Genomic DNA, 23,738 nt, shown 5'->3' on the forward strand with positions numbered 1-23,738 from the left:
TTCTCATGGTTGAAACGATTACAATTTTCGTCCTTGCCATCTTCGTTGGTTATTACGTGGTGTGGGGGGTAACGCCTGCGTTACATACACCATTAATGGCGGTAACTAATGCGTTGTCTTCCATTATTGTGGTTGGCGCGATGATCCAAACAGTGGGTATGCCTGCGATTGGTGTAGATGCTAACGTTGCATTCCAAAGTGTAAACGTGGTGAGTATCCTTGGTGCGATTGCTGTGTTCTTGGCAAGTATCAACATCTTCGGTGGCTTTGCTGTAACTGCTCGTATGCTTGAAATGTTCAAGCCGAAGCAAAAGAAAAAAGAGGGCTAAGCAATGGAATTCATTCGAGACTATGCGGATTGGTTCTACCTGATTGGTGCTGTCCTCTTTATCTTAACTTTACGTGGCTTGTCTGGTCCTAAGACTGCAATTGCAGGTAATCGCTACGGTATGATCGCAATGGCGATTGCAGTAGTAACGACCTTCTTTGTTGCTGAACATCCTGTTGTTTGGATGATCGGTGGTGCAATGGTATTGGGTGCTGTCGTTGGTATCGCACGTGCGAAAACAGTGCCAATGACACAAATGCCTGAGACGGTTGCGTTGATGCACTCTCTTGTCGGTTTGGCTGCGGTATTGATTGCAATTGCGGCGATTCTGCACAACAACCAACTTACTGCATTATTTGAACAAAACGAGGCGGCATTAACGGCTGCTGGTGTTCAACATGCACATATGAGTTCAGTTCATTTATTTGAATTGTTTGTTGGCTGCTTCGTGGGTGCGATCACATTTACCGCATCTGTATTTGCTTACGGTAAATTGGCTGCGAAGAAGTGGGCAAAAACAATTTCGGGTGCATGGGTTAAACCCGTTCAAGCAACCATCTTTATTGCGATGCTTGCATGTGGTTTCTACTTCTTCACTACGGGTAATATGACTGCATTCTGGGCAATGACAGCACTTGCACTTGCATTTGGCTGGGTGTGGATTGCACCAGTCGGTGGTGGTGATATGCCAGTTGTGGTATCGTTGTTGAACTCATTCTCTGGTTGGGCTGCAGCAGGTATTGGTTTCACACTTGAAAACAATATGTTGATCGTTGCTGGTTCGCTTGTAGGTTCATCTGGTGCGATTCTTTCTTACATCATGTGTAAGGCGATGAACCGTTCAATCATCAACGTTTTGTTTGGTGGTGCAATGGGTGGTGCAGCAGTTGCATCAGCAGATAAGGGTGAGCAAGTTCAACGTAACCACCGCTCTGGTTCAGCAGATGACGCAGGCTTCCTGATGTCAAATGCAGACAGCGTTGTGATTGTACCGGGTTATGGTATGGCGCAAGGTCGTGCACAGAATGCGGTGAAAGAATTGTGTGAAATCTTGAAAGAGCAGGGTGTAAAAGTTCGCTTCGCGATTCACCCGGTTGCTGGTCGTATGCCTGGTCACATGAACGTCTTACTCGCTGAAGCAGATGTTGCCTATGAAGACATCTTGGAAATGGATGAGATCAACTCAGATTTCCCTGCAACAGATGTGGTACTGGTGATTGGTGCAAACGACGTGGTTAACCCTGCGGCGAAAGATGATCCGACCTCACCGATTTATGGTATGCCGATTCTTGAAGCGCATAAAGCACGTACCATCATGGTGATCAAACGTTCTATGGCAACAGGTTATGCTGGCTTAGACAATGACTTGTTCTACAATGAAAAAACCATGATGATCTTCGGTGATGCCAAGAAAGTTGTGGAAGATATGACCAAAGCAATCAATGGTGGTGGTCACTAAACTGACCTCAATCAAGATTGTAAAAGCCACCCTCGGGTGGCTTTTTTATAAAGATATTATGTTGTCGTAACGTTGAATTTATCTAAGAATAAAGTGATGCGATTACTCTAAATTGATTTAGGTTAATAGGGGTAAGATTTTTATTGCTTGAAAAAATAAAAATATCTTATAGACTAAAAATACTGATAATAATGCACTCATGCATATCTTTGCATCATGATTGAAGTCACAGTTCAAGAAGCACACGAAGATTATCCAATAAAAAAGATTATATTGAATGATTTAGATGTTGGTATGGAACGATCTATTTGGGTGTCTTCCAAAATTACCTGCTTAGATAAAGATAATAATTTTATCTATGAAGAAATAAGCATAATTAATCGTTTAAATCGAGTTATCACCACCTCTCTCTACGCTGGAGAAAAATATAACTTAGTGGCTTATACTGAGCAGTATTCAGGTCGAGAAGTAAAGAATAGCGTTGGTTCCACCGTGGATCATTATATTTTAATCAATAATCAATTTGTATTGATGGCTAGAGATGTAGATGAATATGATCTAAAGGGCGGTAGAACCAATCATTTCGACAGAAATGGAAACTTGTATTTTTATCGAATTGCTAATTTTGATCTACCCCCTCCTGAATCCCATAAAGAGTACGACAAAGACGATAAAGAGTTGGGATATTGGAATTTGCATTTTATGGAGCATGAAGATATTTATAGAACTACAGGTAGTGTAACTCGTGAGTTAGAACAGGCTGTAATTGAAAAATATAGAATTAATGATTAAAACTCTAAAGCAATCAATGGTGGTGGTCACTAATCTGACCCTAATCAGGATTGTAAAAGCCACCCTCGGGTGGCTTTTTATTTGGCTTATTCTTTAAAGAAACTTTTCGACCAGTTGCATAGATTGTTGATAAAGATCACGTGCCAATTGCTGATTTTTGGCATGTGAAGATTTCCAATCTGGCATATGCGCACTGACATACGCTCCATTACGATTGGTCCATTCATCGCCAATTGCCATTTGAGTAATCAAATTTGCAGGAACAGAGGTTGGTACTAAGCCGAGTTTCATCGCCGCATAGACAGGTTTAGGCAAGTCTCGATAAATATCCGAAGCGACGCCCCCTGGGTGTAACGCATTATTGGTAATTGAGCTATCTGCTAGTTGTTCTGCTAATGCATTGCTGAACAGTAAATTTGCGAGCTTGGATTGTCCATAATAAAATAGCGGATTATAAAAACCCTCTGCGCGGAATTTGTTGGGTTTGATTGAGCCTGCCCAATGTGCAATTGAGGCTAAATGGACAATACGTGCTTGAGGAGATTGCTTTAAAACGGGAAGCAGTTTTTGGGTCAATAGAAAATGACCGAGATAATTGACACCAAACTGTTGCTCGAAGCCATCAGCAGTCAGCTGTTTGGTTTTGGCAAATAGGCCTGCATTGTTGATCAATACATCCAGATTGCCATAACGATCTGCGATTTCATCCGCTGCTTTTTGAGTCAGTTCAAGGCTGTTGAGGTCGAGGGAGATGAGATCGACTTGCCCTTGATCGAGTGCACGTAATTTGTTTTGTGCTTGTTGTGCTTTCTGTGGGTTTCGGCACGCCAGAATCACGTGTTGCCCTTGTTTGACCAACTGTTCTGCTGTGGCAAAACCAATGCCTGTATTGGCACCTGTAATCAGTATTTTCACTTCCTGTACTCCAGTTATGCTATTTCTTAGTGAGATTGCAAGAATCTGTATAGTGCTGCAATTTTGACAATTTGTCATGTCAAATTTAAAGGTGGGAGATGATTGGTATTTGCTAGTCCTTAGATAGCAAAGATGTTGTTTTTGGGGATTATGTTTTTTGATGGGTTTCAGAATTGAACGTTAGTCGAAATAAGTATTTTCGGGTAATTCTTGTAGTAACTCAAAAAATTGGTGGATTTGTGTTTCTGTAACACGAGCTGTCGAAATCGGTGGTAATTCATCCTTAGCAAAGAAACCCACCTCAGAGGTTTCGATGCTTGGCTTTAGTTCACCGCCAATCAGTTCACACCAGAAGAACGCTTTATAGACATGCAGGAACATAGCGGGGTGAGGGTGCTTTCTTCGGTCTGTGAGCGCGAGGAGTTTAACCGCTTTTACTTCTAATCCTGTTTCTTCAAGAACTTCTTTTTCCGCATTTTCGGCAGAGGAATATCCAACGTCTGCCCAGCCTCCTGGAATAGACCATAAGCCGTCCTGTGTTTCTTTGGCTAATAGAAGTTTATTGTCTTTAAATACAACAGCACGGACATCGATTTTGGGGGTTGTATAGCCAATATCTTGTAGTACGTTTGGGATAAAATGAGAGGTATCAATTTCTTTTAATTCAATCAGGGTACGGACGTGATCAAGTAGTTGCTTATAACGCTCTTTATCGTATACATCTTTGCTGTAGTACAAACCTGATTGCGCTAATCCTGTAATCTTATGGAGTGTTTCAATCCATGCGGCTGAATCTTTCATCTTATTTTTAGTTGTGATTAAGCAGAGGGTTTAATACTAGCATTGCTATTAAATTTTACAACGAGCAGTAGGGGGCAAGCATTGAGTCGGCTTATGTTTGCTTGTGTTTAGAGATCTCTTTTGATTGATGTATATCATATAAAAAAAGCGACCGATTCGGTCGCTTTTTTTGAGGAGCTTTATGCTACAGATTCGGGTGCACGCCATAAGCTTTCTAAGTCATAGAACTTACGCGCGGTTGGTAACATCACATGTACCACAACAAAACCGAGGTCGATTAAGATCCACTCAGCATCGCGTTCACCTTCGACACCGATTGGGCGGAAACCTGCTTTACGTGCTTCATCAGCAACATTGTCTGCAAGGGCTTTGACGTGACGAGTCGACGTACCGCTTGCAATTACAATTGCATCGGCAACATTACTGATCGTACTTACGTCAAGTTCAAGAATATCTTTGGCTTTTACATCAGTGAGAGCTTCATGTACAACGTTTAGGCACGCTTGTACATCTTTGTTCGCTGTTTTGATTTTTAGGTCGTGAGAATTAGAAGCGCTGGGCGATGGTTCTAAATTCATAGAGGGTATATTTTCCTGACAATTGCTCATTGTCAAATATACCGTTTTTCTCTAAAAAGTTCAAATTTTAGCAGTAACAGTTTATGTATTCACATCATTGGAAAAATACTTTTTTTTCCATGCAAAAGATTGATCTGACTGCGTTTTTGGCCTGTATTCCGCTGCAATTAGACCTCGGTAGTCACTTTGTAGCAACCAGTCAAAGATTTGTTTATAGGGGATATTTCCAGTATCGGGTTCATGCCGGTCTGGACAGTCGGCAAATTGGATGTGCCCAATCTGATCGATATTTTCTTGTAATCCTGCTAATACATCTTCACCCATCATCGCCATGTGATAACAGTCATATTGCATTTTTAGGGCGGGATGGTTGATGGCTTCCAGCATTTCTTGGGCTTGGGCAATATTTTGAACCAGGAAGCGCGGCATATCAGTGCCATTGATCATTTCAAAAACGGGTTCAATGCCTTGTTCGGTCAGCATGTGACAGGCTAGTTTTAAATTACTTGCAAGCGTATTCAGACAAGGCAGTAGATCGGCATCCAGCGGTTGTTTACCAGCGAGAATATTCACACGTGGTACATCCAGTGCAGTGGCATAACGAATTGCCAGCTCAAGCGCTTGATGGAATTCAATTTCTCGCCCTGGCACACCTGCAAGCCCATTGCCGCCTTGCATCAAGTCACCCGCAGGGACATTAATCAGGCAGAGGGAAAGATTGTGTTGTTCAAGTTGAGTTCGAATATCGATCACGTCGAGTTCATAGGGAAATTGAATTTCTACATGCTGAAAACCATGGGCGTGCGCTAAAGCAAAGCGCTCAATTAAAGGGACTTCAGTAAAAATCATGGATAAATTGACTGCAAGATGGCTCATTTTCAGACTCCCTGAATCAATAATTATTGTTCTGTAATTTTGATGATAGTCGCTAAATCCTTATCAGCAAAGCCATTTTCTTGGTGAGCTTGTAACTGTAATAGAGCTTTTTGTGCCACAGGTATCTTTAAGTTAAAACTTTGTGCCAGAAGTAATGCATTGTTTAAATCTTTTGATAGGGTTTGCACCTTCCATTGTACTGGCTCAAAGGTCTGTGTTGCCATACGCGGCGCAAGGATTTGAAAGGGTTTTGAGTCGGCAAAGCCGCCAGCGAGTGCAGGTGCAAGTAATGCCGTGTCGACACCTGCTTGATCGGCAAGGGCGACTGCTTCGGCAATCAGGGTACTATTGGCGGCAACAATTAATTGATTACAAATTTTAGTCGCTTGTCCTGTACCCGATGTTCCCATACGGGTGACACGCTGTGAGAGTACATTGTAAATTGGGGTGAGCTGTTCGATCGTCTTCGCATCACCACCTGCAAAAATAACCAATGTACCTTGTTCAGCTCCCATGGTGCCACCTGATACAGGAGAGTCAATCCATGTGACCTGTTGTTGTTGAGCAGACTGAGCCAATTTTTGAGTCGCAGAGACCGATAAGCTGGAGAAATCAACGATGATCTGCTCAGCTTTTAAATAGGGTTGAATTTGGGTGAAAACATTTTGCACCGCTTGATCATCGGCTAAACAGGTTAAAATAACAGGATAGCTTCCGATGTCATTTAGCTTTAAGTGTAATGCACCTTGCTGCTGTAGAGGTTCACATGCAAGTGGGCTACGGTTCCAGACCGCCACAGGATAACCTGCTTGTAAGAGTCGACTGGCCATACGTGTGCCCATTAAACCCATCCCCAAGAAAGCGATTGGTGTTTTTTGATTCGCATGCATGTGAATATTCTCCAGTCGGGATTATTTGTATTGGCGCGGCAGAAATTGAACTTCTGGGTTCTTGTCTTTTTTGCGTGCCAAACTACTGTTTTTACCTAAAAGTAGTTTGAGCTGCCAAAGTTTTTCCAAACGTAATGCTTTTTCAGGTTGGTGCTCCATTGCATCTAACACACGCTTCGCTGCCATAATGGCATCTGGTGAGCGTTGTAAAATTTCTTCGGCAATGAGATTTGCTTTCACTAATGGATCATTGTCTAAATGGGTGACTAGACCAATTTGTTTGGCGTATTCAGCATCAAAGATACGTGCAGTTAAGGTCAACTCTTTCGCTAAATCAACGCCAATCAGTCCTTTTAATGAGCGTGTCAACCCCATATCGGGTACAAGACCCCAACGACTTTCCATAATCGACATTTGGGTATTCGGTGTTGCAATACGAATATCGGCTGCAAGTGCGAGCTGCATACCTGCACCAAAGCAATAGCCTTCGATTGCTGCAATCACAGGGATCGGCAGGTTCTGCCAAATCAAGAATGCTTTTTGAAACAGACTTTGCCCTGGTTTGATCAGTTCCCAAGCGGCAAAAGCGGTATTTTTAGGATTGTTTAAATCAGAAAGGTCGATGCCTGCACTAAAAACCTGCGCTTCGCCTGTGAGGATGACACAACGGATTGAACGATCTTTTTCAATTTTTTTAGCAGTTGCCACCAGCTCTTTGAGTAAGGCAAAGCTCATTGCATTACGTTTGTCAGGTCGGTTTAGGGAAACAGTTGCGATTCCATTGTTCTTTTCAACGCGTAAAAGTGCCATCTGCCTTACTCTTATTGTGTTTGATGAGGCAGCATAGCACGAGTCTTTAGGTTGAAACATGACAGGGCAGTCACAAAAAAGACTGCCTGTATTTTAATCATTGATTATCCAATATCCCAACGTACAGTCTTATGAGTCATGGGCATGTAGGATTAAGTTGGCGGCTTGTCTCACTTGTTCAATCGCTGTACTGAGTTCATTGAAACGATGCGTGGTTTCACGAATAAACACATCATCTGCTTTACGGCGTTCTTTACGTAAGGTCGAGACAAATTGTTCAAATTCACCTGAGACTTGCTGTAAGTTTGGCGTACCGACATAGCGGGTCGCGCCATAGAGGCGATGTAGGACATGTTCCAGTTGTGGAAAATCTTCCATCTCAATCAGTTGCTGCATTTCTGCCAGTTCCGTATCGAAACTATCCACCAGCATATTTAATAGATCTTGCGCGAGATCTTCTTTGTTGGCTGCAAGTTGCACGCTTTGTTGCCAATTCAGGATTTGAGGATCAATTGATTCAATTGGTCGCTTTGGTTCAATGTTCGCAGGTTGGGCACTGAAGTTATTTTTGGTCCAATGCGTCAGAATCTGAATGATTTGCTCCATCTGAATCGGCTTGGTCACATAATCATTCATACCAACTTTGAGCAGCTTCTGCTTTTCATCGGCCAGTGCATGTGCTGTGAGTGCAATAATTGGCAGTTGCATGCCATTATCAAGTGTTGATTCCAATGAGCGAATGGCGCGAGTGGTATCAATCCCCGACATCACAGGCATTTGAATATCCATAAATACCAAATCAAACGGTGGTGATTTTTGTTCGATGCGCTCTTGAATAATGTCGATGGCCTTTTGTCCACTCAATGCTTTGGTGGTGGTGACATTGAGCTCACCGAGTAAGGCTTCAAGTACAATCAAATTAGGCAAGTGATCATCGACAGCCAAGATGTGTAAACCTTGGCCATTAAAGTCTTCTGGTTCCTGCTCAAAAACAGGCTCATTGCCGAGTAACTGGACCAACTCACGACGACTTAATGGTTGATACAATGGACGTGCGCGATATTCATTGAGCATGTTTGGCTCAAGACTCATCTGATAACCATAGACTGCTAAATTGCCATGATAACGCTGACGAATTTCTTTGAGTAAGGCTTCGGTATCACCACTATGATCTACAATCAGCCACGTATTTTCCTGCTGATTCAGATGGTTTAAACGGCTGAATAGGTCCAGAATCGACTGTGTTTCAATATGTGAAACATGATAGTTTTCGAGGTATGAACGCAGTACGCTGGCCGTTGCTGGGTGGGCAAGATAAGACACCACTTGTAAATGATCGAAACGAGGGTGTTCAACAAACTCATCTTGTTCTTCAACTTTAAATGAAGCGGTGAACCAGAAGGTTGATCCTTTCTCTGTCGGCGCACGTTCTTGGTTATCTTCAAAGCCAATTTGACCGTGCATCAAATGCACCAGCTGTTTGGAAATGGCTAAACCAAGTCCTGTGCCACCGAACTGCCGGGTAACTGAAGCATCACCCTGAGAGAACGATTCAAATAACTTTTTACGATCAGTGCCACTCAGACCAATACCGCTGTCTTGCACGCTAAAATGCAGTAGGCATTGTCCGATCTCATCGTCTTCCATACGCACACGGACAATGATTTCCCCATCAGGCGTGAACTTGATCGCATTGGAGATCAGGTTGGTCAGGATCTGTTTAAAGCGTAAGGCGTCACCGACTACATGCTTTGGAATGTTCTCTGCATAATAGAAGGCCATGTTGATATGTTTTTGTGCCGCCAAAGGCGAGAGCATATCCATCACATCGAAAATGGCTTCTTCAAGGTCAAACGGTGCAGTTTCAAGTTCGAGTTTGCCTGCATCAATTTTAGAGAAATCCAACACGTCATTGATCAGTGCCAATAGATGTGCCGATGATTTTCGGATGGTTTGCAGATAAAGATTTTGCTCATTACTCAGATTCTGCTGACGCAGTAATAAGTGAATAAAGCCATCAATACTGTTCAATGGTGTTCTAAGTTCATGACTGATGTTGGCCAAAAACACCGACTTGGATTGGTTTGATGAAATCGCTTGGTCACGTGCCTGACGATAGGTAATGTTCTGAACTTCTAAGGTATCGAGTGTTCGACGTAAGTCTTCTTCGGTTTGTTCGGTATGTTCTTTTAATTCTAAGAAGCTAAAGTGCAGGCGTTTCACTACATTGGCAATATCACGCTGTAGCAAACGCAGTTCACCGGTACTGTTTACCACAATATGCTGATCTAGGGTGTCGGCGTTGAGGCGTTGCATTTGCATGCGAATTTCATACAGTGGTGCGAGCCAACGACGAGAGAACACGTTTAAACAGAACAGTAGAATCAGTATGGTGATCAGCCCAGTCACGACCAAGGACAGTAGAATTTTATAGCGAGCCAATTCGAGGGGTTGGTTGTCTAATTCAATCATGAGCCAAACAGAATTAGGGTCGCCACTGTCGAGTTTCGAGCCATAAATGCTGTTGTGATTATGTGCAATTGGACCGAAGAAGTTGCTGTTTTCTGGAAAGTTTGGCCAAAAGCGATTGTTTTGATAGCCAACGCTTAAATAAGTCTGACCACGATTATCAATCAGTACTGCGCGCTGTAGGTTTTTTTCATCAAACATTTTCTGCATGATGTTTTGAGCACGATCATATTGATCGGGTTGTTCTTGTACCAGTTTTAATAAATCATTCGCGGTTTGATGGTAGCGTGCCAAAATGGCTGAAGCATCAGAGCGTTGTTGTGATTTTGCGGAGCTGGTCGTTTCGGATAAAACCCAAAGAATACCAACACCTGTCAAAATGGCAATCGGCACCAAAATCAGTGCAATCAATTGCCCATAAGCATGATTGAGGCGTAAGCGTTTCGATATGGTCTTATTGAAATTTGACATAGTACGGTCAGATTTATCATTCTGCGCAACATCTTAGCACGCTTTGTGAAAATCAAGGACATCTGCTTGCCAATAAAAAGCATAGTGAAAAGGTGCAGTATCTCTATTTTTTTCATACAATAGGCGCCACCTTGATATCGGTGTCGATCATGACGAATACGCAAACTGATTTTTTAGCAGATGAATTTTTACTGGACGATTATGTCGGTAAAACCCCTTTAGTACGTTTGCAACGTTTAGCGTGTCATACCCAAGCCACGGTATTAGCAAAATTAGAAGGTAATAATCCAGCAGGTTCAGTCAAAGATCGCCCTGCTTATAACATGATTGTTCAAGCGGAAAAACGTGGACAGATTCAGCCAGGGGATACCCTGATCGAAGCAACCAGTGGCAACACTGGGATTGCTTTGGCGATGGTTGCGGCTATGCGCGGCTATAAAATGAAGCTGATCATGCCGAACAATATGAGCCAAGAGCGTAAAGATGCGATGTTGGCTTACGGGGCAGAGCTAATTGAAGTCACGCAGCAGCAAGGCATGGAAGGTGCACGCGATCTTGCTTTGCAAATGCAGGCAGAGGGCAAAGGCTTTGTGCTAAACCAGTTTGGTAATCCAGATAACGTCGAAGCGCATTACCTGACCACAGGTCCAGAAATCTGGAAGCAAACGGATGGGAAGATTACCCATTTTGTTAGCTCAATGGGGACAACGGGAACCATCATGGGGGTCTCTAAATATCTCAAAGAGCAGAACCCTGATATTCAAATTGTGGGTTTACAACCATCAGACGGTTCAAGCATTGCAGGGATTCGCCGTTGGCCGGAAGAATATTTGCCAACCATCTTTGATCGCAGTCGTGTCGATCGCATCATTGATATTCCACAGATTGAAGCTGAAAAAACCATGCGTAAGCTGGCACGTACTGAAGGCATCAGTGCAGGAACATCTTCTGGTGGTGCAGTTTGGGCTTCGATCAAGATTGCTGAAGAATATCCTGATGCGGTGATTGTCTGTATTATCTGTGACCGCGGTGATCGTTATTTATCAACGGGATTATTCTCAGTACAAGATGAAGATTAACATCTGGCCTTACACTGTTATAATTACAGCTCCCCCTTTATTGAAGAGAGCTGTAATGCAGTTCTGTAAGGGAATTCTAAGATGAATTTACGTTTTCCGATTTTAGTTTTTGATATTGAGACACTGACCGATTTAAAGGCAGGTGCACATCTTTATCATCTTGATTTACCCGAAGCAGATGTTGAACAGGCACTGACCAAAATTCGTCGTCAAGAGTCGGGGATGGATTTTCAACGCTTACCATTACATGAAATCGTTTGTATTTCAGGGTTGTGGATCGATGAAAAAGGCTTTCGCCTGTTTTCATTTAGTCAGGAGCAGCATAGCGAAGCTGAAATGTTGGCAAAATTCTTATCGATCTTTGACAAGAAACAACCCACATTAGTTAGTTGGAATGGTTCGCAATTTGATTTGCCTGTGATTCTATTTCGCGCTATGTACCATGGCTTGTCTGCACCGAGCCTGTTTGATCAAGGTGAAATTGATCATCAAAAGCGCTTTAATAATTATCAGAACCGTTACCACCATCGTCATGTTGACCTGATGGATGTGATGGCAATGTTTAATGGCCGTAATTTCCAAAAATTGGATGATATGGCTTGTTTACTCGGTTTCCCTGGGAAACGCGGTGAAACTGGCTATCACGTGCCTGAATATGTACGTAATAAACAATGGTTAGAATTGACCAGTTATTGTGAAGGCGATGTATTGAATACATGGTTGCTTTATATTCGTTGGTTATTGTTAAAAGGCCAATTGAATCAACCAGATCACCAGCAGTTACTGCAATCAACGATTGCTTATTTACAAACGCAAACGCAACAAACAGAATTTTTACAGGTATGGCAGCAAACATCGCAATATACTGTATTCACCGCAGATACTTTTGCGCCAAAAAATTAGGTTCATCTTTTGAAACACAAAGCTAAACAACGTCCAGCTCAATATCCAACACACACCTTTCAGATTGAAGCTTTTTCTCATGAGGGGCGTGGTATTGCGCATTATGGGACACATCCAGATCATCCTAAAGAAAAACACGGCAAGAAAGTTTTTATCCGTTATGCCCTTGTCGGGGAAACGGTGCAGGCAAAAATTACCAATCAAACTTCGCGTCTAGAAGAGGCGGACATGATCATATTGGAAAGTGACGCGGCTGAAAGTCGAGTCGATCCAATGTGTCCACATTTTGGGGTGTGTGGCGGCTGCAGCTTGCAGCACATTCATCCTGATGAACAGATTTTGTTAAAGCAGAATGTTTTAAAATCTCACTTACAACATTTTGCAGGCTTACAGCCTGAACAATGGTTAGACCCGATTCGTTCGGTTAAAGCAGATTATCGTCGCCGTGCCCGAATCGGGGTGCGCTATATTGCCAAGCAAAATCGTTTGGTGATGGGTTTTCGTGAGCATCATAGTAATCATTTAACTGAAATTCAGCAGTGTAAGGTACTTGATCAAACCTTATCTGAATGTTTACCAGAACTTAAGAAACTACTCGAAAGTCTTACAGGCAAAGCGCATATTGGTCATATAGAATTGGCGATGGGAGACTCTGAGGTTGCATTATTAATTCGCCACTTAGATGAATTAAATGTGTCGGATGTCAACCAATTACGTCAATTTACGTTACTCAAAGGATGGCAGTTGTATTTGCAGCCAAAAGGGGCGGATAGTTTACATCGCGTAGATGATTCACAGGCAGAAATGCGTTTGCATTACAGTTTGGATGATTTTGCAGTCAAATTTGCATTTTCACCGTTAGATTTTACGCAGGTCAACAGTGGTGTAAATGCACAAATGATTCAGTTGGCATGTGAATTGCTTCAATTACAGAAAGGGGAAAGAGTACTGGACCTATTCTGTGGGTTAGGTAATTTTTCTCTACCGATTGCACGTTGTGTGGGTGAGGCAGGTCAAGTGGTCGGCGTTGAGGCGAGTGATGAGATGGTCAACAGAGCAACTGAGAATGCGCAAGCAAATCATTTGTCTCAGGCGGCGTTCTTTTCACAAGATTTAACAAAAGACTTTTCGCATCATTCTTGGGCGAAACAGGGATTTGATGCATTATTAATTGATCCTCCACGATCGGGCGCATTTGAAGTTATGCAATATGTACCTAATTTTGGAGCGAAAAGAATCGTTTATGTTTCATGTAACCCATCAACACTGGCAAGGGATGCAGGTGTACTGGCACAATATGGCTATCAATTGAAGAAAGCAGCAGTCATGGACATGTTTACGCATACTGAACATGTTGAATCGATTGCCCTGTTTGAAAAAATTGAACGGCTTGAAAAAATCGAAGAGATAAACGATTAAAAAATGAGTTACATATCCAGAGGAGAAAGGTATGGTCACAGTACGTGAGCAGTTACCTGGACGGCTCCAAGAGCTGTCTGAGGAAGCGACTGTAGAACATGCCGCTGAAGCGCAAAGTAGTCTAGTCTCTTGGCTAGATCGAGTGCGTGGTATTTTGGATGGGGCAGAGCTGAAGCAACTTCAACAGGTTGCGGAGCTGACCTTAGCAAAAGAGTTACAAGCAACGGGAAATCATCGGATCAATACCTTTAGTACTGGTATTGGCATGGCGGATATTCTGGCCCATTTACATGTCGATGAAGACACGCTTTCAGCGGCGGTGTTGTATCGTAGTGTACGTGAAGGGTTGATTACCTTAGAGGATATTCAACAACAGTTTGGCGAGCAAGTTTTGGCTTTGGTCCAAGGCACACTTGCAATGGGTAAACTGTCTGAGTTGATTGAAAAGAATAAACGTCTAGAAGATCATTTTAATAATAACCAGCGCGAACATTTAAATGGCATTTATAAAATGCTGATTTCAGTGACGGAAGATGTTCGTGTTGTCCTGATCAAACTGGCAGAGCGGACCTATGCTTTACGTGAGCTGGCGACAGCAAGCAAAGAGCGTCAAGAGCGTGTGGCACGCGAAATTCTCACCATTTATTCTCCATTGGCACACCGTTTAGGGATTGCCCAGCTCAAGTGGGAATTGGAAGATCTTGCCTTTCGTTATTTAGCCCCAGAACGTTATAAAGAAATTGCATCTTTATTGAATGAAAAGCGTTTGGAGCGTGAGCAATATATTCAGTTCGTGATTGATAAACTCAAAACTGAATTGGCGGCTTATGATATTCAGGCCGAAATCACAGGGCGTGTGAAGCACATTTATTCGATTTATCGAAAAATGAAAAGCAAAAATCTGAGCTTCGATCAGCTTTATGATATCCGTGCAGTGCGTGTATTGGTGAAAAGTGTCCCAGATTGTTATCACGCTTTGGGTATCGTACATCAGATATGGCGTCATATTCCCAACCAGTTTGATGACTATGTCACCAATCCGAAAGCCAATGGTTATCGCTCATTGCATACCGCGGTGATTGCTGAGAATAAGTCTTTAGAAGTACAAATCCGTACCTTTGAGATGCATAACGAAGCAGAGCTTGGGGTGTGCTCGCACTTTAACTATAAAGAAGGTGCCAAGAATACCGATCATTCCTTTAATGATCGTTTGCATTCATTACGTGCTGTGCTTGAGCATTATCAAGAGCGTACTGAAACCACCCCACATGGTGAAGATGACGAGTCGAATGGCATTGATCAAATTCAAGATTTTGAGAATTTTGAAAAGATCTATGTGTTTAGCCGTGATGGTGACATCAAAGAGTTACCACGTGGTTCAACTGTTCTAGACTTTGCGTACCATGTGCATACCGAAGTCGGCAATAAGTGCTATGCCGCCCGTGTGAACCAGCGTTATGTGCCTTTAACCTACACCTTAAAGACCGGTGAGCAGGTTGAGATTTTAACCAAGAAAGATCGTGAACCGAACCGTGATTGGTTGGTGAACTCGCTGGGTTATATCAAAACCGCACGTGCACGTGACAAGCTACGTCATTGGTTTAGACAACAAGATCGCAGTAAGAATGTTGAAGTTGGGCGTGAGTTACTCAATAAAGAGTTGGCCCGTTTAGCGATTCACCCGAAAAGTATTGATCTCAAAGATTATTCATCACATTTCAACCTGAAATCTGGTGATGATATTCTGGTGGCATTGGTTAGTGGTGATATCAGTTTGCATGCCTTGATGAATCAAGTGAATCGCCAGATGCACTTGGATCAAGACGAGCCAGAACTGGTGTTAAAACCTGCATTAAACCCACGTGCTAGTCATACATTATCGGCACATGGGATTCTAATTGATGGTTTGGATAATGTTGAATTGCATATTGCACAATGTTGTCAGCCGGTACATGGCGAGTCGATTGGCGGCTATATCACCTTGAATCGTGGGGTCAGTATTCACAAGATTGCGTGTCCAGACTACTTACGTATGACCACCCAAGAACCTGAACGTGCTGTTGAAGCCGATTGGGAAATGCAGCCGACCCGTGGTCAGAGCGTTCAGATCGTGGTGGAAGCTTATGATCGCCGTGGTTTACTGAAAGATCTGACACAAGTGATTTTCTCAGACCAAATCAATATTCGTCAGGTTAATACCATTTCTGAGGCGGATGGTATCGCCAATATGAAGTTGTTGATTGAAGTGAAAGGTTTGGCACAACTGTCACGTTTGTTGGCTCGTTTAGAGCAGCAACCAGGGATTATCAGTGCCAGACGTTTGGTTCAAGGAAGCTAGACAATAAAATAAAAAAGCTGCATTTCGATGCAGCTTTTTTATATCTAACGTTTCGCTAAAAAGATATTGGTGAGTCGGTTTAAAAACTGTGGGCTAATACTGGAGAGCTGATACATCAATTTGGTTTTTATCCCAACAGGTGTGTGGGTTGGGATTAGGGCATGGTCTTTTTGTTGTGCTAAATGCAATACCTGTTTCGCCACATCAGCAGGGGTTAAATCCACACCAATATTTTGAATACTGCCCGCATCCATGTCTTTCACCATATTGGTTTGTACAAATAGCGGCATAACGTCTAAGACGCGAATATTATACTTTTGCCATTCGACATCCAAGGCTTCCGTTAAACCGCGAACTGCAAATTTGCTGGCAGAGTAAGATGCTAAATCAGCTTGACCATAAATCGCGGATGCTGAAGAAAGGTTAATCACACGAGCATAGTGGGCTTGTTGCAGATGGGGCAAGGCTGCATGACAACCATTCAAAACGCCTTTAACGTTAATATCAATGGTGCGGTGATGTGATTGAATGGAGGTGTTTTCAAACGCACCTGAATAGAGAATTCCTGCATTATTGATCAAGATATTCAGTTCACCGGCCCAGCTTTTAAATTCTTGTAGTGCGATCTGCCATTGACGATGATTACTGACATCGAGATAACCTGCCTTGGCATTCTCTCCAAGTTGTTCAGCTAAGACTTGAGCTTGTTCTTCGTTGATATCATAGATGCCAACTTTGAAACCTTTTTTGTGAAATAAACGTGCGATTTCAGCACCAATTCCTTGTGCGGCCCCACTAATAAAAACACTATATGGCATGACTTTCCCTTGCTTTATATTGATAATTTTTGCGTGCGTGTATATTACGCATATGCAGCTTAGTGCTGCAACAATTTGCTTATTTGGGTTTGGAGATCATCATGGAAAAATTATTGGCAATCATGCAAGAGTTAAGACAAAAATGCCCGTGGGATCAACAACAAACCCCAGAAAGTTTGACACGATATGCCATTGAGGAGGCATATGAAGTTGAGGCTGCAATTCGCTCTGGTGAAGTGGATGAAATCCGCAATGAACTCGGTGATTTATTATTGCAAGTGGTGTTTCAATCTCAAATGTTTGATGAAAAAGGATTATTTAACTTTCAAGATGTGGTGGAAGCCATTAGTGAAAAATTAATTCGTCGCCATCCGCATGTATTTCAGGCTGAAAAATATCAAAATTTGGATTCCGAGCAGGTCGGTGAGTTGTGGAAACAAATCAAACAGCAAGAAAAACAAGGTAAAATACAGTCAAGGTTAGATGAGATTAAACATGCGCCAGCCTTGGTTCAGTCACATGAAATTCAGAGCAAAGCCGCTCAGTTAGGCTTTGATTTTGAAAGTGTGGATGATGCCTATGCCAAATTAGATGAAGAGTTAGAAGAGTTACAACAGGCGATAACAAGCCAAGATGTTGATCATATTCAAGAAGAGTTCGGTGATTGTTTATTTTCTTTAATCAATGTGGGGCGAAAGTTGGGGGTGTCGAGTGAGACCGCACTACTGGCAACAATCCATAAATTTAGAAGCCGTTTTGCTTTTATTGAACAACAAGCTCAACAACAACAGAAAGACTTGCAAGCAATGAGTTTGGCTGAAATGGACGAACTCTGGGAGCAAGCTAAACAACAATTAAAATCTCAGGAGAAAGACAATGAAGTTGCCGCATCTCCGCAGCAAACTTAATTTTTTTATAGGTTTTATTCTTTGCTTGGGAGGTGCTTCACACCTCCACGCACAGCAGTTTGACCAATCTTATCAGCAATGGAAAGCACAGCAGCAAGCGCGTGATCAGCAATTGGCGAAGCAGTCAGACAATAATTATTATTTATCTCGACCAACACAGCAGCACACTTCAAAGCAAATTCCATCATCTATAAATCTGCAGCGCGATAAAATCAGCTTGAACCAAGCAAGTTTGCAGCAATTACAGCTGTTAAATGGTGTTGGCGAGAAAAAGGCGCAAGCGATTATGGAGTATCGGCAAAAAAATGGTGGCTTTAAACAAGTTGATGAGTTAATGAATATCAAAGGGATTGGGCCAAAATTACTTGAAAAAAACAGAGCAAGGCTCATGTTATGAACTTAGAACTGTCGAAATCGGATTGATTAGGCAGACTGAACTGTTGAAACTTCCAACAGAATAAATTGCCCTTTGTGTGTGTTAGAGCTATGATTAGCGACAAATTGTTATTTACGTCCTGACGTAGGAGACAGTGTCTTTTGCAAACTTTGCGTGCGTCAAAATGTGGTTTGTCCACAACTCAACTCCCTTCCTCAATTCTAGATGTGATTGATAGCCTGACAAAAGCAGGCTACGAGGCATATATTGTGGGTGGTGGTGTTCGAGACATGATGTTAGGTCTTAATCCAAAGGATTTTGACGCGGTTACTAATGCTACACCAGCCCAAGTCAAAGAGGTTTTTGGTCGACGTTGCCGGATTATCGGACGACGTTTTGAGTTAGCACATGTCTATTCTGGTCGCGAACTGATTGAAGTTGCGACATTCCGTGCTCCGCCGAAAAAAGCAGTCACCAGTGCATCTGGGATGATTCTTCGTGATAATAACTGGGGAACGATTGAGCAAGACTTTGCTCGTCGAGACTTTTCGATCAATACCTTGTACTACCAGCCACGAAAAGGGGTTGTACTTGATTTCTGCCATGCAGTAGATGATATCAATACACGTACTTTACGTTTCCTTGGTGAACCTGCACAGCGTTTTGAAGAAGATCCTGTACGCATGCTGCGTGCTTTGCGCTTTGCCGCAAAATTGAATTTTAAAATTGATCAATCCATTCTTGATGTTTTTGATGCTGAGATGACGCAATTGTTGCGTGATGTCTCGCCACATCGTTTATATGATGAGTCTCAAAAACTATTCACTATGGGACATCTGACCCGTGTTCTACCGATGTTGATTGAGTTTGGTGTTTGGAAACAGCTTTTTGCTGAAATTCCACCGAATCTTACCGCTTTTATTGAGCGTGCAGCACGGAATACCGATCAGCGAATTCAAGTTGGTAAAACCATTAATCCAGCATTTTTCTATGCTGTATTGTTGTGGAAACCCTTTCTAGAGCGTTGTGATGCCTATCTAAGCAAAGGGGTTGTGCCTGCGGAAGCGCGTGCACAAGCTGGTTTGGATGTGTTGAAGCGTCAAGCGACGCGCACCATCATTCCGCGTTTTGCTGAAACCTTTATTCGTGAAGTTTGGGAAATGCAAACCCGTTTGCTCAATCCAAAACCACAACAAATCGAAGCACTGGCTGGACATGCGCGTTTCCGTGCAGGCTTTGACTTCCTGCTGTTGCGGGAAAAATCAGGTGATAGCAGTACTGAAGGTATGGGCGTTTGGTGGGAAGCCTACCAAGAAATGACCACAGACCAAAAAGAAGCTGTGATTCGTCAATACAACCGTCAACGTAGTAAGACACGTCGTAAAGCAGCTGAGGTGGATGAGCCGAAGACTACTGAAATTGAGCCTTTAGTCAATGTACCTGAGCCGAGAAGTCGTCGAGGCAAAAAAGAGCGTGTTAGAGCTGATGAATCGGCCAGTCGTTTTATTGAGAAAGCATCTTCGACTTCAGGTCAAATCAATGCCGATCACCCGATCCTCAAGCGTAAACGTGTACAACGTGATCTTAGCCAAGTGGTTTTTGGGCCAACGCAATGACCATTCGTACTTATATTGGTCTAGGCAGTAACTTAGGCGATTCGCAGCAGATTTTGAGTGAAGCTGTTGCGAAGCTCGCGACCTTGGGAGCTGTACAGGTATCGCGACTGTATCAAAGTCCGCCGATGGGACCACAAGATCAACCCAACTATTTAAATGCCGTTGTTCAACTGGATACCACGCTAGCACCACTTGCTTTACTTGATCAATTACAACAATTTGAGCAAGAGTCGGGACGTGTCCGGTTACGACGTTGGGGAGAGCGGACCCTTGATCTGGATTTATTAATCTACGGTCAAGCGCAGATCCAAAATGAACGTTTGACCGTGCCGCACATGGGGCTCTTGCAACGTGATTTTGTGATTATTCCCTTATTAGATTTAGATGCTCATTTACAATTAAATGGACATTCATTAAAAGATTTAGAACTGGTGCAGCAAGCAAACTTGACTGTAATAGCAGACCAGTCTTGGGCAACTGCTTAAGACTGTTTCGTTCTGGAAACGCCTGTAGAGGACATCATCATGATTAGTCTAAGTGACTTAAGAAAGTTTAAAGCCGAAGGACGCAAGTTCTCATGTCTTACTTGCTATGATGCAAGTATGGCTAAAGCTATGGAATTGGCTGAAATTGATACGATTTTAATCGGTGACTCTCTAGGAATGGCGATTCAAGGCAGAGACTCTACACTTCCTGTCACTGTCGAAGATATGGCTTACCATACCGCAGCTGTACGTCGTGGTAATGCGCATGCCTTAATCATGACTGATCTACCATTTATGAGCTATGCAACGCTTGAAGATGGCTTGAAAAATGCCAAGACTGTAATGCAAGTCGGTGCACAAATGGTCAAGATTGAAGGTGGGGCTTGGCTTAGCGAGTTGGTGACGGTATTAACCCGTAATGGTATCCCTGTCTGTGTCCATTTAGGTTTAACACCACAATCTGTACATGTGTTTGGTGGCTATAAACTACAAGCAAGAACACGCGAAGCAGCAGATCAATTGATCGCAGATTGCCAAGCAGTAGTTGATGCAGGCGCTGCGGTTTTATTACTTGAGTGTGTGCCAGCTCAATTGGGCAAAGAAATTGCTGAATTATTCCCGAATACGCCTGTGATCGGAATTGGCGCGGGCAATGAAACTGATGGTCAGGTTTTGGTGGTACAAGATATGCTCGGTTTGACCTTTGGTCGCGTAGCACGTTTTGTGCGCAACTTTATGAAAGAACAAGCGGGTGAAACCGCGATTGTTGATGCGTTTAAATCGTACCATGCCGCAGTGCAAGACCAGTCGTTTCCAGCCAAGGAACATACTTTCCAAGTTGAGCTTTAATTCATGAAAACTGAAACAACAATACAAGGCTTAACTGCATCACTTGCGCCTGCGCGCAGTTCAAAAAAATTGATTGGTTTTGTGCCAACCATGGGGAACTTGCACGAAGGTCATTTGACCTTGGTGCGTGAAGCAAAAAAACTGTGTGATGTGGTGGTGGTGAGTATTTTCGTCAATCCAATTCAATTTGGTGCAGGCGAGGATTTTGATAGCTATCCACGTACTTTAGAGCAAGATAGCCGTTTATTGGCAGATGTTGGTTGCGATATTATTTTTGCCCCAACGGTTGAGCAAATGTATGGCACTCAACCACGTTTGACCAATATTAGTGTGGGTCAAATTACCGATGACCTGTGTGGGAAATCACGTCCAGGTCACTTTGACGGCGTTGCAGTTGTGGTCACCAAACTGTTCAATATCGTCCAACCTGATTTTGCTTTCTTTGGTCAAAAGGACTATCAGCAATTGGCGGTGATTCGCCAGTTGGTACAAGACCTGAATATGCCATTAGAAGTCATTGGTGTGCCGATTGTCCGTGCTGAAGATGGTCTTGCTTTAAGCTCGCGTAATGGGTATTTGACTGAACAGCAACGTGTTGTTGCACCGACGATTTACCAACTGCTCAAACAAGCTGAACAGCAATTGCATGAAGGACAAGCTTTGTCACAAGTGTTAGAAAATATCTCTGCTCAATTGACACAAGTGGGTTTTGTTGTGGATTATGTGGAAGCTCGACAAACCAACTTGCAACCGATTCAACAATTTGACCAAAACTTGGTGTTATTTATTGCAGCCAAGCTTGGTTCAACACGGTTGATTGATAACCTACAAATCGACTTTAAAACATAAAAAATGAAGGGCAAAACGCCATGAAGCGTATTCTTATCGTTACAGGTCAATCCGGTTCAGGAAAATCATCTGCACTGCAAGTGCTTGAAGACTTGGGCTATTATTGTATAGATAATTTACCTTTGGCGTTATTGCCTGAAATTGTGGCAAAACTTGATCATGAAAATAATCTGGAGCAACTCGCATTAGGCGTCGATATCCGAAGTACCCGTGCGGATATGCAAGAGTTTGATCATGTGTTTCAGCAGTTACAACGGCACGGCACGGTTGATATTATTTATCTAACCACACAGGATCAGGACTTGATTGCGCGCTTTAGTGCATCACGTCGACCACATCCTCTGGCCAGTCGCTTTAATAGTCTGTTGCAATGTATTCAGGAAGAGAAGCAATTGCTCATTCCGATACAATTCCGTTCCACGGTGCATATTGATACAACGGATAAAAGTGTTCATGATTTAAAACATATTTTATTGTCTAAGCTTGGGCAGTCAGATAATTTAATCGTCATTTTACAGTCCTTTGGTTATAAGCATGGTATTCCGTTAGACGCAGATTATGTTTTTGACGTACGACATTTACCAAATCCGCATTGGGATTTAGAATTACGCCGTTTTTCAGGTTTAGATGAGCCTGTACGCCGCTTTTTAGAAGGTAGTCAACAAACCAATGAGATGTTTGAAGATATTTATACTTTTCTAGACAAGTGGTTGCCTGCTTTTGCAGAAGGGCATCGCCATTACATGACCATTTCTGTGGGATGTACAGGCGGGCAACATCGTTCGGTTTATATCGTAGATAGACTCAAACAAGCCCTTGAGGCAAAATGGGCTGTCCAAATCTTACATAGAGAAATGAAGCACTGGTCATGATAGACACAACAATTGATGTAATTAATAAACTCGGCTTACATGCTCGCGCATCTGGTAAACTAATTGAAGTGACGACCAAGTTTCGTTCTTCTATCCAAATTGGTAAAGGCGATAAATTAGTTGATGCAAAAAATATTATGTCATTGTTGATGTTAGGTGCGGGTAAAGGCACTACATTAAGATTGGTGATTGAAGGTGCTGATGAAGATAAGGCACTGGAAGAAATTCAAACGCTGTTCGCAGCAAAATTTTACGAGGCAGAGTAATAGTGGCACGTGGTACCCAACGTTATACCGATGAAGATTTTGAGTCATTAGAAGGACGTGCGAGTAGAACTGAGCAAAAAAAAGCTGTGCAGCGAATGGCAGCTTTGGGTGAGCAATTGGCTCAACTGAATAAAAAACAGATTCAGAAACTTCCAGTTGATGAGCGTCTCATTGATGCTTTACTTGAAATACAAAATATTAGTGCGCATGAAGCACGCCGTCGTCAATTTTTACGTATCGGTAAATTATTGCGAAATGAAGATGAAACCATCATTTTATCTTATTTAACACCGCAGCAAGGTGCTAAAAAACAAATGCAATTAATGCGTTGGGTTGACCGTATGATTGACCAAGGTGATCCAGTGATCAATGAGTTTAGTAAGGTGTTTAATGCATCTGAACGCCATACCTTGCGTCAGCATGTCTTGCGCATTCACCGTGATATGAAGCAGCAAGTGAGTGAAGAAGACCTTGCAGCATCTAAGCTTAAATTTGTGAATTACGTACAACAAGTTGCTTTGTTATCTGAACAAGGTTAAAACTAAAAAAGAAGTTTCCAAGGAAACTTCTT

At 42.7% G+C, this 23,738-nt stretch carries 24 protein-coding genes; 16 read left to right on the forward strand and 8 right to left on the reverse strand.

What is annotated here, in order from left to right; translation table 11 throughout:
* Positions 1-5: 5 nt before the first annotated feature.
* The 3 genes from B2727_RS07220 (at position 6) to B2727_RS07230 (ending at position 2,579) form a co-directional block, all read left to right on the forward strand.
* Complete coding sequence (locus B2727_RS07220) at positions 6-329, forward strand: proton-translocating transhydrogenase family protein (protein WP_004655717.1); 324 nt, start codon at positions 6-8, stop codon at positions 327-329.
* Positions 330-332: 3 nt separating this feature from the next.
* Complete coding sequence (locus tag B2727_RS07225) at positions 333-1,787, forward strand: NAD(P)(+) transhydrogenase (Re/Si-specific) subunit beta (protein WP_004655715.1); 1,455 nt, start codon at positions 333-335, stop codon at positions 1,785-1,787.
* 216 nt (positions 1,788-2,003) lie between these two features.
* A complete protein-coding gene (locus tag B2727_RS07230; protein ID WP_016542050.1) occupies positions 2,004-2,579 on the forward strand; it encodes a hypothetical protein in 576 nt (191 codons plus the stop codon).
* A gap of 93 nt (positions 2,580-2,672) precedes the next feature.
* Here the strand turns inward: B2727_RS07230 and B2727_RS07235 are convergent, their stop codons facing one another.
* From B2727_RS07235 to B2727_RS07265, 7 genes are all read right to left on the reverse strand, one after another.
* Complete coding sequence (locus tag B2727_RS07235) at positions 2,673-3,494, reverse strand: SDR family NAD(P)-dependent oxidoreductase (RefSeq protein ID WP_033133833.1); 822 nt, start codon at positions 3,492-3,494, stop codon at positions 2,673-2,675.
* 180 nt (positions 3,495-3,674) lie between these two features.
* Entirely contained in the window at positions 3,675-4,295 is a 621-nt protein-coding gene (locus tag B2727_RS07240; protein WP_033133834.1) for an NUDIX hydrolase, read from the reverse strand.
* Between the two features lie 179 nt (positions 4,296-4,474).
* The gene (rsfS, locus tag B2727_RS07245; protein ID WP_004655709.1) at positions 4,475-4,873 is read right to left on the reverse strand and encodes a ribosome silencing factor; all 399 of its coding nucleotides are present in this window, start codon (positions 4,871-4,873) and stop codon (positions 4,475-4,477) included.
* 81 nt (positions 4,874-4,954) lie between these two features.
* The gene (locus B2727_RS07250; RefSeq protein WP_033133835.1) at positions 4,955-5,749 is read right to left on the reverse strand and encodes a hydroxypyruvate isomerase family protein; all 795 of its coding nucleotides are present in this window, start codon (positions 5,747-5,749) and stop codon (positions 4,955-4,957) included.
* Positions 5,750-5,772: 23 nt separating this feature from the next.
* Positions 5,773-6,639, reverse strand: a complete 867-nt coding sequence (locus tag B2727_RS07255) for an NAD(P)-dependent oxidoreductase (protein WP_033133836.1) — start codon at positions 6,637-6,639, stop codon at positions 5,773-5,775.
* Between the two features lie 21 nt (positions 6,640-6,660).
* Complete coding sequence (locus B2727_RS07260) at positions 6,661-7,449, reverse strand: crotonase/enoyl-CoA hydratase family protein (RefSeq protein ID WP_033133837.1); 789 nt, start codon at positions 7,447-7,449, stop codon at positions 6,661-6,663.
* A gap of 129 nt (positions 7,450-7,578) precedes the next feature.
* Positions 7,579-10,389, reverse strand: coding sequence for a GacS-like sensor histidine kinase (locus tag B2727_RS07265; protein WP_033133838.1), 2,811 nt, complete (start codon positions 10,387-10,389; stop codon positions 7,579-7,581).
* 149 nt (positions 10,390-10,538) lie between these two features.
* Between B2727_RS07265 and cysM the strand changes: the two genes are divergently transcribed.
* From cysM to B2727_RS07285, 4 genes are all read left to right on the forward strand, one after another.
* On the forward strand, positions 10,539-11,468 hold the full coding sequence (gene cysM / locus B2727_RS07270; protein WP_005207044.1) for a cysteine synthase CysM: 930 nt from the start codon (positions 10,539-10,541) through the stop codon (positions 11,466-11,468).
* A gap of 81 nt (positions 11,469-11,549) precedes the next feature.
* Entirely contained in the window at positions 11,550-12,371 is an 822-nt protein-coding gene (locus tag B2727_RS07275) for a 3'-5' exonuclease (RefSeq protein ID WP_005207046.1), read from the forward strand.
* 9 nt (positions 12,372-12,380) lie between these two features.
* Positions 12,381-13,790, forward strand: a complete 1,410-nt coding sequence (rlmD, locus tag B2727_RS07280) for a 23S rRNA (uracil(1939)-C(5))-methyltransferase RlmD (protein WP_005207048.1) — start codon at positions 12,381-12,383, stop codon at positions 13,788-13,790.
* A 31-nt stretch (positions 13,791-13,821) separates the two neighbouring features.
* Positions 13,822-16,128 (forward strand): RelA/SpoT family protein, encoded by a 2,307-nt coding sequence (locus B2727_RS07285; protein ID WP_004804453.1) that lies wholly within the window; start codon positions 13,822-13,824, stop codon positions 16,126-16,128.
* 44 nt (positions 16,129-16,172) lie between these two features.
* Here the strand turns inward: B2727_RS07285 and B2727_RS07290 are convergent, their stop codons facing one another.
* Positions 16,173-16,946: an SDR family oxidoreductase gene (locus B2727_RS07290; protein WP_005207049.1), complete on the reverse strand. Its 774-nt coding sequence runs from the start codon at positions 16,944-16,946 to the stop codon at positions 16,173-16,175.
* A gap of 101 nt (positions 16,947-17,047) precedes the next feature.
* Between B2727_RS07290 and mazG the strand changes: the two genes are divergently transcribed.
* The 9 genes from mazG to yjgA all read left to right on the forward strand — a co-directional run bounded on the left by mazG (position 17,048) and on the right by yjgA (position 23,706).
* Positions 17,048-17,854 carry a nucleoside triphosphate pyrophosphohydrolase gene (gene mazG, locus B2727_RS07295; protein ID WP_005312258.1) on the forward strand — a complete coding sequence of 269 codons (807 nt, stop codon included), beginning with the start codon at positions 17,048-17,050 and terminating at the stop codon, positions 17,852-17,854.
* Positions 17,823-18,251 (forward strand): ComEA family DNA-binding protein, encoded by a 429-nt coding sequence (locus B2727_RS07300; protein WP_005207054.1) that lies wholly within the window; start codon positions 17,823-17,825, stop codon positions 18,249-18,251. The genes mazG and B2727_RS07300 overlap by 32 nt, the downstream gene beginning before the upstream one ends.
* Before the next feature lie 140 nt (positions 18,252-18,391).
* Positions 18,392-19,846, forward strand: a complete 1,455-nt coding sequence (gene pcnB / locus B2727_RS07305; RefSeq protein WP_005207055.1) for a polynucleotide adenylyltransferase PcnB — start codon at positions 18,392-18,394, stop codon at positions 19,844-19,846.
* Positions 19,843-20,331: a 2-amino-4-hydroxy-6-hydroxymethyldihydropteridine diphosphokinase gene (gene folK / locus B2727_RS07310; protein WP_004804461.1), complete on the forward strand. Its 489-nt coding sequence runs from the start codon at positions 19,843-19,845 to the stop codon at positions 20,329-20,331. The genes pcnB and folK overlap by 4 nt, the downstream gene beginning before the upstream one ends.
* 39 nt (positions 20,332-20,370) lie before the next feature.
* Positions 20,371-21,180, forward strand: a complete 810-nt coding sequence (gene panB, locus B2727_RS07315; protein WP_004655682.1) for a 3-methyl-2-oxobutanoate hydroxymethyltransferase — start codon at positions 20,371-20,373, stop codon at positions 21,178-21,180.
* A 3-nt stretch (positions 21,181-21,183) separates the two neighbouring features.
* Complete coding sequence (gene panC / locus B2727_RS07320; RefSeq protein WP_004804463.1) at positions 21,184-22,029, forward strand: pantoate--beta-alanine ligase; 846 nt, start codon at positions 21,184-21,186, stop codon at positions 22,027-22,029.
* 20 nt (positions 22,030-22,049) lie between these two features.
* The gene (gene rapZ / locus B2727_RS07325) at positions 22,050-22,901 is read left to right on the forward strand and encodes an RNase adapter RapZ (protein ID WP_004804464.1); all 852 of its coding nucleotides are present in this window, start codon (positions 22,050-22,052) and stop codon (positions 22,899-22,901) included.
* Entirely contained in the window at positions 22,898-23,167 is a 270-nt protein-coding gene (locus B2727_RS07330) for an HPr family phosphocarrier protein (protein WP_004804467.1), read from the forward strand. The genes rapZ and B2727_RS07330 overlap by 4 nt, the downstream gene beginning before the upstream one ends.
* A gap of 2 nt (positions 23,168-23,169) precedes the next feature.
* The gene (gene yjgA, locus B2727_RS07335; RefSeq protein WP_005207061.1) at positions 23,170-23,706 is read left to right on the forward strand and encodes a ribosome biogenesis factor YjgA; all 537 of its coding nucleotides are present in this window, start codon (positions 23,170-23,172) and stop codon (positions 23,704-23,706) included.
* Positions 23,707-23,738 lie beyond the last annotated feature (32 nt).

The sequence above is a fragment of the Acinetobacter sp. UBA991 genome (assembly GCF_002292065.1).
Classification (GTDB): Bacteria; Pseudomonadota; Gammaproteobacteria; order Pseudomonadales; family Moraxellaceae; genus Acinetobacter; species Acinetobacter higginsii.

Coding starts and splice junctions, on each gene's coding strand:
- B2727_RS07220 (WP_004655717.1), top strand. CDS start 6: ATGGTTGAAACGATTACAATTTTCGTCCTTGCCATCTTCGTTGGTTAT.
- B2727_RS07225 (WP_004655715.1), top strand. CDS start 333: ATGGAATTCATTCGAGACTATGCGGATTGGTTCTACCTGATTGGTGCT.
- B2727_RS07230 (WP_016542050.1), top strand. CDS start 2,004: ATGATTGAAGTCACAGTTCAAGAAGCACACGAAGATTATCCAATAAAA.
- B2727_RS07240 (WP_033133834.1), bottom strand. CDS start 4,295: ATGAAAGATTCAGCCGCATGGATTGAAACACTCCATAAGATTACAGGA.
- rsfS (WP_004655709.1), bottom strand. CDS start 4,873: ATGAATTTAGAACCATCGCCCAGCGCTTCTAATTCTCACGACCTAAAA.
- B2727_RS07250 (WP_033133835.1), bottom strand. CDS start 5,749: ATGAGCCATCTTGCAGTCAATTTATCCATGATTTTTACTGAAGTCCCT.
- B2727_RS07255 (WP_033133836.1), bottom strand. CDS start 6,639: ATGCATGCGAATCAAAAAACACCAATCGCTTTCTTGGGGATGGGTTTA.
- B2727_RS07260 (WP_033133837.1), bottom strand. CDS start 7,449: ATGGCACTTTTACGCGTTGAAAAGAACAATGGAATCGCAACTGTTTCC.
- B2727_RS07265 (WP_033133838.1), bottom strand. CDS start 10,389: ATGTCAAATTTCAATAAGACCATATCGAAACGCTTACGCCTCAATCAT.
- cysM (WP_005207044.1), top strand. CDS start 10,539: ATGACGAATACGCAAACTGATTTTTTAGCAGATGAATTTTTACTGGAC.
- B2727_RS07275 (WP_005207046.1), top strand. CDS start 11,550: ATGAATTTACGTTTTCCGATTTTAGTTTTTGATATTGAGACACTGACC.
- B2727_RS07285 (WP_004804453.1), top strand. CDS start 13,822: ATGGTCACAGTACGTGAGCAGTTACCTGGACGGCTCCAAGAGCTGTCT.
- B2727_RS07290 (WP_005207049.1), bottom strand. CDS start 16,946: ATGCCATATAGTGTTTTTATTAGTGGGGCCGCACAAGGAATTGGTGCT.
- mazG (WP_005312258.1), top strand. CDS start 17,048: ATGGAAAAATTATTGGCAATCATGCAAGAGTTAAGACAAAAATGCCCG.
- B2727_RS07300 (WP_005207054.1), top strand. CDS start 17,823: ATGAAGTTGCCGCATCTCCGCAGCAAACTTAATTTTTTTATAGGTTTT.
- folK (WP_004804461.1), top strand. CDS start 19,843: ATGACCATTCGTACTTATATTGGTCTAGGCAGTAACTTAGGCGATTCG.
- panB (WP_004655682.1), top strand. CDS start 20,371: ATGATTAGTCTAAGTGACTTAAGAAAGTTTAAAGCCGAAGGACGCAAG.
- panC (WP_004804463.1), top strand. CDS start 21,184: ATGAAAACTGAAACAACAATACAAGGCTTAACTGCATCACTTGCGCCT.
- rapZ (WP_004804464.1), top strand. CDS start 22,050: ATGAAGCGTATTCTTATCGTTACAGGTCAATCCGGTTCAGGAAAATCA.
- B2727_RS07330 (WP_004804467.1), top strand. CDS start 22,898: ATGATAGACACAACAATTGATGTAATTAATAAACTCGGCTTACATGCT.